At 46.5% G+C, this 13,775-nt stretch carries 9 protein-coding genes; all 9 read left to right on the top strand.

The genetic code is table 11. The features are described from left to right. The 9 genes from ODU55_RS00135 to ODU55_RS00095 all read left to right on the top strand — a co-directional run bounded on the left by ODU55_RS00135 (position 1) and on the right by ODU55_RS00095 (position 13,577). Positions 1-4,392: a PolC-type DNA polymerase III gene (locus tag ODU55_RS00135; protein ID WP_398581458.1), complete on the top strand. Its 4,392-nt coding sequence runs from the start codon at positions 1-3 to the stop codon at positions 4,390-4,392. Between the two features lie 143 nt (positions 4,393-4,535). After that, on the top strand, positions 4,536-5,138 hold the full coding sequence (locus ODU55_RS00130) for a nitroreductase family protein (protein WP_398581457.1): 603 nt from the start codon (positions 4,536-4,538) through the stop codon (positions 5,136-5,138). Positions 5,139-5,924: 786 nt separating this feature from the next. After that, positions 5,925-7,166: an aminopeptidase gene (locus tag ODU55_RS00125; RefSeq protein ID WP_158456506.1), complete on the top strand. Its 1,242-nt coding sequence runs from the start codon at positions 5,925-5,927 to the stop codon at positions 7,164-7,166. Positions 7,167-7,225: 59 nt separating this feature from the next. After that, entirely contained in the window at positions 7,226-7,459 is a 234-nt protein-coding gene (locus tag ODU55_RS00120) for a GlsB/YeaQ/YmgE family stress response membrane protein (RefSeq protein WP_024377350.1), read from the top strand. A 387-nt stretch (positions 7,460-7,846) separates the two neighbouring features. Further along, positions 7,847-9,409, top strand: a complete 1,563-nt coding sequence (locus ODU55_RS00115; protein WP_398581456.1) for a 2-isopropylmalate synthase — start codon at positions 7,847-7,849, stop codon at positions 9,407-9,409. An 8-nt stretch (positions 9,410-9,417) separates the two neighbouring features. Further along, positions 9,418-10,470, top strand: coding sequence for a 3-isopropylmalate dehydrogenase (leuB, locus tag ODU55_RS00110; protein ID WP_398581455.1), 1,053 nt, complete (start codon positions 9,418-9,420; stop codon positions 10,468-10,470). Further along, positions 10,467-11,858 carry a 3-isopropylmalate dehydratase large subunit gene (gene leuC / locus ODU55_RS00105; RefSeq protein WP_398581454.1) on the top strand — a complete coding sequence of 464 codons (1,392 nt, stop codon included), beginning with the start codon at positions 10,467-10,469 and terminating at the stop codon, positions 11,856-11,858. Before leuB ends, leuC begins: the two co-directional genes overlap by 4 nt. Further along, entirely contained in the window at positions 11,858-12,451 is a 594-nt protein-coding gene (gene leuD, locus ODU55_RS00100; protein WP_398581453.1) for a 3-isopropylmalate dehydratase small subunit, read from the top strand. Before leuC ends, leuD begins: the two co-directional genes overlap by 1 nt. A gap of 340 nt (positions 12,452-12,791) precedes the next feature. Further along, positions 12,792-13,577 carry an L-threonylcarbamoyladenylate synthase gene (locus ODU55_RS00095; RefSeq protein WP_044767659.1) on the top strand — a complete coding sequence of 262 codons (786 nt, stop codon included), beginning with the start codon at positions 12,792-12,794 and terminating at the stop codon, positions 13,575-13,577. Positions 13,578-13,775 lie beyond the last annotated feature (198 nt).

Below are 13,775 nucleotides of genomic sequence, written 5' to 3'. Positions count from 1 at the left end.
ATGTCAGATAAGTTTCAACTCTTGCTACAACAAATCGGGATGCCTCTTGATACACGACAATCAGGGGCTTTTTCGACTGCAACGATTGAGAAAGTAGTCTTGCACAAGGTCAGCAAACTTTGGGAATTTACCTTCCGTTTTGAAACCCCCTTGCCGCTCATGGACTATCAACTCTTCAAGGCTCGTTTGGCGACAGAGTTTGAAAAGGTGGGCAATAAGATTCAATTTTCTATTGTCAGCGATGCGGAAAGTTTTGAAGCGGGCTTAGTAGAGGCCTATTATCCAGAGGCTTTTACAGAAGATTTGTGCCAGAGTGCAGGTTTTAAGGCTCTGTTTCAATCTTTGGAGGTTGTTTATCGGGAGAATACTCTGTGGATAAAGGGGCCTGAAACTATTGATACCGTTCATTTTCGGAAGAATCACCTGCCAAATCTTGTGGAACAATACAAGCGATTTGGTTTTGGCAATCTTGCGGTGGATATTGAAGTTTGTCAAGAGATGACGCAGCAGCAGGCTGCGGCTTTCCATGCGCAGAATGAGGAAATTTACCAGCAGGCTAATGAAGAAAACCTGGCGGCCCTTGAACAACTGGCTCAAATGGCTCCACCACCAGAGGCAGCTCAGCCATTTGTCCCAGAATATAAGAAAAATCGTCCTGCCAAGGTCAATATAGAAAAAGCTGAAATTACGCCTATGATTGAGGTGGATAGCGAGGAGAATCGGATTGTCTTTGAGGGACTGGTCTTTGAGGTCGAGCAGAAGACGACCAAGACGGGACGGGTCATTATCAACTTTAAGATGACCGACTATACTTCGTCCTTCACCTTGCAGAAGTGGGCTAAGAATGAGGAAGAGGCCCAGAAGTTTGATATGGTCAAAAAGGGCAACTGGCTACGGGTGCGAGGCAATGTGGAAACCAATAATTTCACTCGTGATTTGACTATGAACGTGCAGGAAGTCCAAGAGGTTAAGAAGGAAATCCGTAAGGATCTTATGCCTGAAGGGGAGAAACGGGTCGAGTTTCATGCTCATACCAACATGTCTACAATGGATGCCCTGCCTGCTGTTGAGGACTTGGTGGCGCGTGCGGCAGCCTGGGGACACAAGGCGGTGGCGATTACCGACCACGGCAATGTCCAGTCCTTCCCCCATGGCTATCATGCTGCCCGTAAAGCTGGGATTAAGCCGCTCTTCGGGATGGAGGCTAATATTGTCGAGGACTCTGTGCCCATTGCTTACAACGAAGCAGATGTAGTCCTATCTGATGCCACCTATGTGGTCTTTGACGTGGAAACAACCGGTCTCTCTGCGGTCAATAATGCCCTGATTCAGATTGCGGCGTCTAAGATGCACAAGGGCAATATCATTGCAGAATTTGATGAGTTTATCGATCCAGGTCATCCGCTCAGTCAATTTACAACAGATCTGACAGGAATCACAGATGAGCATGTGCGTGGTTCTAAACCTCTAGAACAAGTCTTGCGTGAGTTTCAAGATTTCTGTCAAGATTCCGTCATGGTTGCCCACAACGCGACCTTTGACGTTGGCTTTATGAATGTCAACTATGAACGAGCAGGCTTACCTATTATTAGCCAGCCTGTCATTGATACCTTGGAATTTGCTCGTAACCTTTACCCCGACTTTAAGCGTCATGGTTTAGGTCCTCTCACCAAGCGGTTTGGTGTTGCTCTTGAACACCACCACATGGCCAACTACGATGCGGAGGCGACAGGGCGCCTGCTCTTCATCTTCCTAAAAGATGCCTTGGAGAAGCACAATTTGACCAATCTCAACCAGCTAAATACGGAGCTGATTGCGGAGGATTCCTATAAGAAGGCTCGTGTCAAGCATGCCACGCTCTATGTGATTAATCAGGTTGGTTTGAAAAATATGTTCAAACTGGTCTCTCTTTCCAATACCAAGTATTTTGAGGGAGTTCCACGTATTCCACGGACCGTTCTCAATGCCCATCGTGAAGGTTTAATATTGGGAACAGCCTGTCAAGAGGGCGAGGTCTTCGATGATTTACTCTCCAAAGGGATAGATGAAGCGGTTAAAGCGGCAGCCTATTATGATTTTATCGAAGTTATGCCACCTGCCCTCTATGCTCCCATGATTGCCAAGGAGCAGTTTAAGGACATGGCAGAGATTGAAGAGACTATCAAGCAGTTGATTGAGGTAGGACGTAGAGCAGGTCTGCCAGTTTTGGCGACAGGAAATGTCCACTATATTGACCCCGAAGAGGAAATCTATCGGGAAATCATTGTTCGTGCTCTAGGTCAAGGGGCACCGATTAACTGGACCATCGGAAATGGTGAGAATGCCCAACCAGCACCACTGCCTAAGGCTCACTTTAGAACGACCAGTGAGATGCTAGATGAGTTTGCCTTTTTGGGAGAAAGTCTGGCCCGTGAGATTGTCATTACCAATCCTAATGCTATGCTCGACCGTTTTGAAGATGTTCAGGTGGTCAAGACCGACCTCTACACGCCTTATATTGAGAAGGCCGAGGAAACAGTTGCGGAATTGACCTATCAAAAAGCCTTTGAGATTTATGGCAATCCTCTGCCAGATATTATCGATTTGCGGATTGAGAAGGAATTGACCTCCATTCTGGGTAATGGATTCGCCGTGATTTATCTGGCGTCGCAGATGTTGGTGCATCGGTCAAATGAGCGGGGCTACCTAGTTGGTTCACGAGGGTCTGTCGGATCTAGTTTCGTGGCCACCATGATTGGGATTACAGAAGTAAACCCTATGCCTCCTCACTATGTCTGTCCAAATTGTCAATACAGTGAATTTATCACAGACGGTTCCTATGGTTCTGGTTTTGACCTGCCAGACAAGGATTGTGAAAAGTGTGGGACCAAATATAAAAAAGATGGCCAGGACATTCCTTTCGAGACCTTCCTTGGTTTCGATGGAGATAAGGTTCCCGATATTGATTTGAACTTCTCTGGGGATGACCAACCCTCTGCCCATTTGGATGTTCGGGATATTTTTGGTGAAGAAAATGCCTTCCGTGCAGGAACGGTTGGTACGGTGGCTGCGAAGACTGCCTATGGTTTTGTCCGAGGTTATGAGCGAGATTATGGCAAATTCTACCGTGATGTGGAAGTGGAACGCTTGGCGGCTGGAGCGGCCGGTGTCAAACGGACGACTGGTCAGCACCCGGGGGGAATTATCGTATTCCCTGACTACATGGATGTTTATGACTTTACGCCTGTCCAGTATCCTGCCGATGATGTGACGGCCAACTGGCAGACCACCCACTTTAACTTCCACGATATTGATGAAAATGTCCTGAAACTCGATGTTCTGGGACACGATGATCCGACCATGGTTCGCAAGTTGCAGGACTTGTCAGGCATTGATCCGCAGACCATTCCTGCTGATGACAAGGGAGTGATGGCTCTCTTTTCTGGTACGGAAATTCTGGGAGTTACCCCAGAGCAGATTGGGACGCCGACAGGTATGTTGGGTATTCCGGAATTCGGAACCAACTTTGTACGGGGGATGGTGGAGGAAACCAAACCGACCACCTTTGCGGAACTCTTGCAGCTGTCTGGTCTATCCCACGGTACAGACGTATGGTTGGGCAATGCTCAGGACTTGATTAAGGCAGGAATTGCCGACCTATCCACCGTTATCGGCTGTCGGGATGACATCATGGTTTATCTCATGCACGCAGGTTTGCCACCTAAGATGGCCTTTAACATCATGGAACGGGTGCGGAAGGGCATGTGGCTCAAGATTTCCGAGGAGGAGCGAAATGGCTATATCCAAGCCATGAAGGATAACAAGGTGCCAGACTGGTACATCGAATCCTGTGGGAAAATCAAGTACATGTTCCCTAAAGCCCACGCGGCTGCCTACGTTATGATGGCCTTGCGGGTTGCCTATTTCAAGGTTCACTATCCAATTTACTATTATTGTGCTTATTTCTCTATTCGGGCCAAGGCCTTTGATTTGGCGACCATGTCAGGTGGTTTAGATAAAGTCAAGGCCAAGATGGAAGAAATTGCTCTCAAGAAGAAGAACAATGAAGTCTCAAACGTCGAACAGGACCTCTATACCACGCTTGAATTGGTCAACGAGATGCTGGAACGTGGCTTCAAGTTCGGTAAATTGGACCTTTACAAGTCCCATGCGACTGACTTCTTGATTGAAGAAGACACCCTCATCCCCCCATTCGTCGCTATGGATGGTCTGGGAGAAAACGTAGCCAAGCAGCTTGTGGCGGCGCGTGCCGAGGGAGAATTCCTCTCTAAGACAGAACTCCGTAAGCGTGGTGGATTGTCAGGTACACTGGTCGAAAAAATGGATGAAATGGGCATTCTCGGTAAAATGCCAGAGGATAACCAGCTCAGTCTCTTTGATGATTTGTTTTAAACTTGTTCACTGTTTCTTTGGAAGCAGTGAATTTTTTTATAAAAAGAAATCAAAACTCTTGACTATTATGTTGGATAGGTATATAATCTCTACATAGTGATAAATGCCACTAGGTAGTAATAATTAAGAAAAGAGGAAATCCTATGTCAAACTTTGCAAAACTTCAAGAAACTCGTCGTTCTATCTATGCACTTGGTAAAGAATTGCCAGTATCAAATGAGGAAGTGGTGGCACTTGTTGAGAAAGCCATGAAAGAATCTCCTTCAGCTTTCAACTCTCAATCCAGTCGTGCCGTTGTCCTTTTCGGTGCTGAATCAGATGCTTTCTGGAACGAAATTGCCTACAGCGAATTGGAAAAAGTAACACCTGCAGAAGCTTTTGAAGCTACAAAAGGTCGCTTGGCTAGCTTTGCAGCTGGTGCTGGTACCATCTTGTTCTTCGAAGACCAAGATGTGGTCAAAGGCTTGCAAGAAAGCTTCCCACTTTACGCTGAAAACTTCCCAATCTGGTCTGAACAAGCCCACGGTATCAACTTGTACGCAGTATGGTTGGCTTTCGCTGAGAAAAATATCGGCATGAACGTACAACACTACAACCCACTGGTTGATGCACAAGTTGTAGCAAAATACGGTATCCCAGCTAACTGGAAACTCCGTGCCCAAGCACCATTCGGTAGCATTGCAGCTCCAGCAGCAGATAAAGAATACATGGCGAATGGGGAACGTGTAAAGGTTTTTGGTAACTAATACCCTGCGAAAATTGGAAATATCCTTTGTCAGCTTGTCTTGGTGAACTTCAGTTCTACCTTCGACTTCGCTTCCTAGGCTATTTTCAATTTGCATTGAGTATACATACTTACAGTTTGCTTTATTACGTCGGCAGATGGGGAAACTTCGTTTCCCTATTTCCAACTTCAACCTCGCTTTTGCGTTTTTTGGCTCAGGCTGAAACAGTTCCCCGAACTGTTTCACTCCACTGGATTGTTTGAAGTCGCTTTGGCGTACTTCAGCTTATCGCAGCTGCTGACACGAACTTCGTTCGTTTCATCTCCAACCTTCAACTATCTCCCAGATAGTTGAAGTTAGGCTATTTTCAATTTTCATTGAGTATACATATTTACAGTTTGCTTTATTACGTCGGCAGTTGAGGAGACTTCGTTTCCTTATTTCCAACTTCAACCTCGCTTTTGCGTTTTTTGGCTCAGGCTGAAACAGTTCCCCGAACTGTTTCACTCCACTGGATTGTTTGAAGTCGCTTTGGCGTACTTCAGCTTATCGCAGCTGCTGACACGAACTTCGTTCGTTTCATCTCCAACCTTCAACTATCTCCCAGATAGTTGAAGTTAGTACTAAAAGCAAACTGAAAATTTACCCTGCGAAATTTGGAAATATCCTTTGTCAGCTTACCTTGATGAGTGTAAGACTGTTGGATAGAATCTGAAACTTCCTGTCTCAGTCAGGAAGTTTTTTTGTCAGCCTAGCTTCAAAATATGATACAATAATAGGGTATTTCAAAGTACAAAGGAGAAGAATATGGTATTACCAAATTTTAAAGAAAATCTCGCTAAATATGCCAAACTCTTGGTTTCAACAGGTATCAATGTGCAGCCTGGTCACACGGTTCAATTGACTATCGGTGTGGAACAGGCTGAATTGGCTCGTTTGATTGTCAAAGAAGCATACGCTCACGGTGCGGCTGAAGTCTTGGTCAACTGGTTGGACGATGTGATTGCGCGTGAGCGTTTGGTCAATGTCGATGTGGAACTCTTGGAACAAGTTCATCCACAACGTGTTACTGAAATGAACTACCTCTTGGAGCGCAAGGCAAGTCGTTTGGTGGTCTTGTCTGAAGATCCAGGAGCTTACGACGGTGTTGATCCAGAGAAATTGTCTCGCAACGCTCGTGCACTTAGCCAGGCTTTGCAGCCAATGCGTCAAGCAACGCAAGCTAACAAGGTTAGTTGGACTCTTGGTGCAGCCTCTGGTTTGGAATGGGCTAAAAAAGTCTTCCCAAATGCAGCGTCTGACGAAGAGGCAGTGGACCTCCTTTGGGACCAAATCTTCAAGACTTGCCGTATCTACGAGGAAGATCCGATCAAGGCTTGGGAAGAGCACGAGGCACGCTTGGTGGCTAAGGCTAAGGTCCTTAACGACGAGCAGTTTGTCAAATTGCACTACACAGCACCAGGAACTGACCTCGTTCTTGGTATGCCGAAGAATCACTTGTGGGAAGCGGCTGGTTCGGTCAATGCCCAAGGTGAACACTTTATCGCCAACATGCCAACAGAAGAGGTCTTCACAGCACCTGACTATCGTGTGGCAGATGGCTATGTAACATCTACAAAACCACTCAGCTACAATGGTAACATCATCGAAGGCATCAAAGTAACCTTCAAAGACGGTGAAATCGTGGATGTGACTGCTGAAAAAGGCGATGAAGTCATGAAGAAATTGGTCTTTGACAATGCCGGTGCACGCGGTCTCGGTGAAGTTGCCCTTGTGCCAGACAAGAGCCCAATCTCTCAATCAGGTGTGACTTTCTTCAACACTCTCTTTGATGAAAATGCCTCAAACCACTTGGCGATTGGTCAAGCCTATGCCTTCTCTATCGAAGGTGGTACAGAAATGAGCCAGGAAGAGCTGAAAGAAGCTGGTCTCAACCGTTCAGATGTTCACGTGGACTTCATGATTGGTTCTAACAAGATGAACATTGACGGTATCCGTGAAGACGGTACCCGTGTACCAATCTTCCGCGACGGTGAGTGGGCTATCTAATGATATGATATAAGACTGGGCAACCAGTCTTATTTTGTAAGAAATAGGAGGAATACAAGATGTTAGCAAGTATTATCGCTGGTGCTATTATTGGCTTGATTGCAGGTGCTTTGACTTCGTCAGATGACCGTCGTGGTTGTCTGGGGAATATTATTCTTGGGCTTGCTGGTTCGTGGATTGGACAGTTGCTCTTTGGTGATTGGGGACCACAATTTGCTGGTATGGCCCTGGTACCGTCAGTCTTTGGAGCAGTATTGCTAGTGGCCATTTTTAGCAGTTCCAGACGGAATTAGAATGAACTATAAACCCAAACTTCTGACGAGGTTTGGGTTTGTTTTGTGGATTTGCGTGAATTGCCGTATTGTTCGGATTTTTCAGAAAATTTCCATTTTTCTGTTGACAAGTGAAAAAAAGTAAGGTATCATTGTAAACAATTAAAACACCGAAAGGAAAAAGTCAAATGAAACCTGTCACTACAAACTTTACTTTGTTGTTGCGACGGTTGGGCTAGTGCTGAAAGAATGCATTAGTCCTGTTTGGCTTACCAAGCGGGCGCTGTTGACAACATCTCGCAGGTAGGAATCCTCGAGGTGTTTTCTTTTTATTTGGTTTATCAAACGGACCAAGAAGGAGAACCTAATGATATTTTAAAGTTAGGCTTGTATTAGAAAGGTATTCTTATGCGTGTGATTGAATTTTTAGATACGACTTTACGGGACGGTGAACAGACGCCGGGTGTGAATTTTTCTATCAAGGAAAAAGTGACCATCGCCAAGCAGTTAGAGAAATGGGGGATTTCTGCTATTGAAGCGGGTTTCCCAGCGGCTAGTCCTGATTCTTTTGAAGCGGTTCGTCAGATTGCGGCGGCTATGACCAAGACGGCTGTGACAGGTTTGGCTCGGTCAGTCAAGTCAGACATTGATGCTTGTTATGAGGCTCTGAAAGATGCTAAGCATCCGCAGATTCATGTTTTCATTGCGACCAGTCCCATTCACCGTGAGTTTAAACTTCAAAAGACCAAAGAAGAAATTTTGGCGCAAATCACTGAACATGTCAGCTATGCCCGTGAGCGTTTTGAGGTGGTGGAGTTTTCACCAGAGGATGCGACGCGGACTGAGTTGGATTATTTGCTAGAAGTGGTGCAGACAGCGGTAGATGCAGGTGCGACCTACATCAATATTCCAGATACAGTCGGCTTTACGACTCCGCAGCACTACGGAGAAATTTTCCGTTACTTGACAATCAACGTCAAATCGGACCGTGAGATTATTTTCAGTCCCCATTGCCATAATGACCTAGGTATGGCTGTTGCCAATACCCTTTCAGCTATTAAAAATGGTGCCGGTCGTGTCGAGGGAACTATCAACGGTATTGGTGAGCGGGCGGGGAATGCGGCCCTTGAAGAAGTAGCTGTTGCCCTTGAAATTCGGAAAGATTTTTACGATGTGACTAGTCCGATTGTTCTAAAGGAAACGCTCAATACTTCGGAATTAGTATCTCGATTTTCTGGGATTGCCATTCCACGCAATAAGGCGGTGGTCGGTGGCAATGCCTTCTCTCATGAGTCAGGTATCCACCAAGATGGTGTCTTGAAAAATCCATTGACTTATGAAATCATTACACCTGAGTTGGTAGGGGTCAAGAAAAATTCTCTGCCACTGGGTAAACTATCTGGTCGCCATGCCTTTGTGGAAAAGCTGAAAGAATTAGACTTGTATTTTGAAGAAAGTGACGTTGCTAGTTTGTTTGCTCGCTTTAAAAATCTGGCAGACAAGAAAGAAAAAATCACGGACGCAGATATTCGTGCCTTGGTAGCTGGGACAGAAATCAGCAATCGTGATGGTTTCCAATTTAAAGATTTGCGTTTGGATAGTCAGTCTGACGGAAGTATTCAGGCTCAGGTCATCTTTATCAATCAGGATGGGGAAGAAGTGGTTGTTGTGGAGTCAGGCAAAGGTTCGGTTGAGGCTGTCTTTAATGCCATTGACCAATTCTTCCACCAAGAGATCAGCTTAGAACGCTACCATATCGACGCCATTACCGATGGAATTGATGCCCAGGCGCGTGTGCTTGTCGCTGTAGAAAACAAGGCAACGGAAACTGTCTTTAACGCCTCTGGTATTGACTTTGACGTATTGAAAGCTTCTGCAATTGCCTATATTCATGCCAATGTCATGGTACAGAAAGAAAATAGCGGACAGATTGATAAGAAACTATCTGAGAAAGAGTTGCCAACTAGCTAGGAGGAAATATGACGAAAAAAATAGTAGCCTTGGCTGGTGATGGAATCGGTCCTGAAATCATGGAGGCTGGACTAGCAGTCCTCGAAGCTGTTGCTGGGCAAGTAGGATTTGATTATGAGATTGAGGAGAGGGCTTTTGGTGGCGCTGGGATTGATGCGGCTGGCCATCCTCTACCAGATGCTACCTTACAAGCCTGCCGTCAGGCGGATGCGATTTTGTTAGCAGCTATCGGTAGCCCTCAATATGATAATGCAGCTGTTCGACCAGAACAAGGCTTGCTTCAACTTCGGAAGAAATTGGGTCTCTTTGCCAATATCCGTCCGGTCAAAATTTTTGATAGCCTGAAAGACTATTCTCCTCTGAAAGTCGACCGACTGGACGGTGTGGATTTGGTCATGGTACGGGAGTTGACAGGAGGGATTTATTTTGGAGAGCATATTCTGGAAACAGACCAAGCCAGCGATAGCAATACCTATCAAGTTGATGAAATCGAACGAGTTGTCCGCTCTGCCTTCGACCTAGCCCAAAAAAGACGAAAAAAAGTCACCAGCATTGATAAACAAAATGTACTGGCGACGTCAAAATTATGGCGTAAGGTAGCGGATGAGGTGGCTAAGGACTACCCAGATGTGACCTTGGAGCACCAGTTGGTGGATAGTGCTGCCATGCTCTTGATTACCAATCCTAGTCGATTTGACGTCTTGGTGACGGAAAATCTTTTCGGTGATATCTTGTCGGATGAGGCCAGCGTATTAACAGGAACGCTAGGGGTTCTGCCTTCTGCTAGTCATGCGGTGACAGGTCCCAGTCTCTACGAGCCTATCCATGGTTCGGCACCCGATATTGCAGGTCAGGGCGTTGCCAATCCTGTCAGCATGATTCTATCTGTTGCCATGATGTTAGAAGAGAGTTTTGATTTGGTCCAAGCAGGTCAGACCATTCGCCAGGCAGTTGAAGAAGTCTTTGCGCAGGGGATTTTCACTAAAGACCTAGGTGGGACCGCCTCTACCAAAGAAATGACAGCGGCTATTATTGAACGGCTTGAAAGGAGGTCACCATGAGTGGCAAATCCATTTTCGACAAGCTCTGGGAGCGCCATGTGATTACAGGGCAGGAAGGTCAGCCCCAGCTCCTCTATGTCGATCAGCATTATGTCCACGAGGTGACCAGTCCCCAGGCCTTTCAAGGCTTGAGGGATACAGGGCGACCTGTTCGGCGGCCAGACTTGACCTTTGCGACCTTTGACCACAACGTACCAACCGTCGATATTCATAATATCCGTGATGTCATTTCTAAGGCTCAGATGGATGCTTTGGCGAAGAATATAGAAGATTTCGGCATTCCCCACGCAGCCCACGGTTCGGAACATCAGGGGATTGTCCACATGGTTGGACCAGAAACAGGCAGGACCCAGCCAGGAAAGTTCATTGTCTGCGGAGATAGCCATACGGCGACTCACGGAGCCTTTGGTGCCATTGCCTTTGGGATTGGTACTTCTGAAGTGGAGCACGTTCTCGCTACCCAGACCATCTGGCAGGTTAAGCCTAAGCGACTCCTAGTGGAGTTTGTCGGTCAGGCACAAGCAGGTGTCTATGCCAAGGACTTTATCCTAGCTCTGATTGCCCGCTACGGCGTGGATTGTGGTTTGGGTCATGTGGTGGAGTTTGCTGGTCCAGTCATCGACCGACTCAGCATGGAAGAGCGGATGACTATTTGCAATATGTCCATTGAGTTCGGCTCTAAGATGGGCATTATGGCTCCAGACCAGACCACTTTTGACTACCTGCGAGGTCGGGAGTGTGCACCAGCGGACTTCGAGGCGGCGGTGGCAGACTGGAAGGAGCTCTACTCGGATGCGGACACCGTCTATGACAAGCATCTAGTCCTTGATGTGTCGGACTTGGCACCCATGGTCACTTGGGGAACGACGCCTGCTATGGGGGTTAGCTTTGACGAAGCTTTCCCAGCCATCCGTGACCACAACGACGAGCGAGCCTATGCTTACATGGATTTAGCTCCTGGGCAAAAGGCTGCGGACATTCCCGTTGGCTATGTCTTCCTTGGCTCCTGTACCAATGCTCGCCTCAGCGATTTGCAGCTGGCAGCTAGGATTGTTAAGGGGCGGAAAATAGCAGAGCAGGTTACGGCCATTGTCGTCCCAGGCAGTCGCCCTGTCAAGCGAGCTGCAGAAAAGCTTGGTCTAGACAAGATTTTCATGGAGGCTGGTTTTGAGTGGCGGGATCCAGGTTGTTCCATGTGTCTGGGTATGAATCCAGACAAGGTGCCTGCAGGTGTCCACTGCGCCTCTACAAGTAATCGAAACTTTGAAGACCGACAGGGCTTTGGTGCCAAGACCCACTTGTGTAGTCCTGCTATGGCTGCCGCAGCTGCGCTGTATGGACGATTTGTCGACACTAGACAGCTAGACATTCTCAAGGAGGGAGTTTAATGCACCAATTTACCACATGGACAGGAACAACCGTTCCGCTCATGAATGATAATATTGATACTGACCAGCTCCTGCCCAAGCAGTTTCTCAAGCTGATTGACAAAAAGGGGTTTGGCAAGTATCTGCTCTATGCTTGGCGGTATTTGGATGATAGCTACACGGACAATCCTGATTTCATTCTCAATCAGCCTGAGTATCAAGGAGCTAGTATCCTCATATCTGGGGATAACTTCGGAGCAGGTTCTTCTAGGGAACACGCTGCTTGGGCTCTGGCAGATTACGGATTTAAGGTTATCATTGCGGGCTCCTTTGGGGATATTCATTACAACAATGACTTGAACAACGGCATTCTGCCAATTATCCAGCCCAAAGAAGTCAGGGACCAACTGGCTCAGTTGGCTCCTGACCAAGAAATCACGGTTGACTTGGCCGACCAGTTGATACGAACGCCTTTTGGGGAATTCCCATTTGACATCGAACAGGACTGGAAACACAAGTTGCTCAATGGCTTGGATGATATTGGTATTACCTTGCAGTATCAGGATTTGATTGCTGAGTATGAGAGGGACCGTCCAAGCTACTGGCAAAACTAGAGTCTTCCATTTTATCTTTTATTACTGCGACGAACGAGGAAACTCCGTTTCTCTATTTCCAACTTCAAATAATTTCATCATTATTTGAACTCGCTTTGCCGTACTTTGCAAGCGTTACTTACTATCGTAAGCATGATTTTAAAACTTCAACAGTCACTACTCTGACTGTTGAAGCTGTCTGCAGCTCGTTGACACGAACAATGTTCGTTGTATCTCCAACCTCTAACTGTCTCTCAGACAGTTAGAGCTAGTACTAAAAGTAAACTGAAAGACTCTTACGAAATATGAAGAAAACAAGCAGGTCGCTCTGCTATGAAACAAAAGAAAAGAGGAAATGATTATGACGAAACAAATTCACTGGGATGGCGCACTTTCACAAGAAGGTCTTGAGATTATCAAGGGTGAGGGAGGCGTGATTGTCTGCCCGACTAAGGTTGGTTACATCATTATGACATCGGACAAGGCTGGTTTGGAGCGGAAGTTTGACGCTAAGGAGCGCAAGCGTAATAAGCCGGGCGTGGTTCTTTGTGGTAGCATGGAGGAGCTGCGTGAGTTGGCTCAGTTGACTCCTGAGATTGATGCTTTCTACCAAAAACATTGGGATGAGGACATTTTGTTGGGTTGTATCCTGCCTTGGAAACCAGAGGCTTACGCCAAGTTGCAGGCTTATGGCGATGGTCGTGAAGAGTTGATGACCGACGTTCGTGGGACTTCATGCTTTGTTATCAAGTTTGGTGTAGCTGGCGAGCAGATTGCTAAGGAAATGTGGGAAAAAGAAGGCCGTATGGTCTACGCTTCATCTGCTAACCCATCAGGTAAGGGAAATCGTGGTAAGGTAGAAGGTATCGGTGAGCGTATCGCGTCTAAGGTAGACTTGATTATTGAGGCGGATGACTACGTGGCATCTATTCAGCCAGACAAGACCATTGAAACCCGCTATGAGCAAGGGGTTATGGTGTCTATGGTAGATAAAGATGGTAAACTAATTCCAGAACAAGGTGCAGATAGCCGTTCTATCAGCCCATGCCCAGTTGTCATCCGTAAGGGTCTGGACATCGACAAAATCATGATGCACTTGTCAGACCACTTCAACTCTTGGGATTACAGACAAGGGGAATACTATTAAGATATAGTCATTCAGTTTATCTTTTATTACTTCGACGACTGAAAAGCTCCAGTGGAGGTTTTCAGCCTACCACCTTTCATTAAAAGAGTGGTAGTTTGAAACTCCGTTTCCCTATTTCCAACTTCAAATAATTTCATCATTATTTGAACTCACCTTGCCTGATTGAAACAGTCTGGGGGATACGAATAGTCCGGTGGA

It is taken from the genome of Streptococcus sp. 2022WUSS037 (assembly GCF_044427225.1).
In the GTDB taxonomy this organism is placed as follows: Bacteria; Bacillota; Bacilli; order Lactobacillales; family Streptococcaceae; genus Streptococcus.
Note: the sequence above shows the minus strand (reverse complement) of the source record. Positions and strands in the feature narration are given on the sequence as shown.

What these genes read in the sequence shown, in the direction of transcription:
- ODU55_RS00135 (WP_398581458.1), top strand. Translation starts at nt 1, where the DNA reads ATGTCAGATAAGTTTCAACTCTTGCTACAACAAATCGGGATGCCTCTT.
- ODU55_RS00130 (WP_398581457.1), top strand. Translation starts at nt 4,536, where the DNA reads ATGTCAAACTTTGCAAAACTTCAAGAAACTCGTCGTTCTATCTATGCA.
- ODU55_RS00125 (WP_158456506.1), top strand. Translation starts at nt 5,925, where the DNA reads ATGGTATTACCAAATTTTAAAGAAAATCTCGCTAAATATGCCAAACTC.
- ODU55_RS00120 (WP_024377350.1), top strand. Translation starts at nt 7,226, where the DNA reads ATGTTAGCAAGTATTATCGCTGGTGCTATTATTGGCTTGATTGCAGGT.
- ODU55_RS00115 (WP_398581456.1), top strand. Translation starts at nt 7,847, where the DNA reads ATGCGTGTGATTGAATTTTTAGATACGACTTTACGGGACGGTGAACAG.
- leuB (WP_398581455.1), top strand. Translation starts at nt 9,418, where the DNA reads ATGACGAAAAAAATAGTAGCCTTGGCTGGTGATGGAATCGGTCCTGAA.
- leuC (WP_398581454.1), top strand. Translation starts at nt 10,467, where the DNA reads ATGAGTGGCAAATCCATTTTCGACAAGCTCTGGGAGCGCCATGTGATT.
- leuD (WP_398581453.1), top strand. Translation starts at nt 11,858, where the DNA reads ATGCACCAATTTACCACATGGACAGGAACAACCGTTCCGCTCATGAAT.
- ODU55_RS00095 (WP_044767659.1), top strand. Translation starts at nt 12,792, where the DNA reads ATGACGAAACAAATTCACTGGGATGGCGCACTTTCACAAGAAGGTCTT.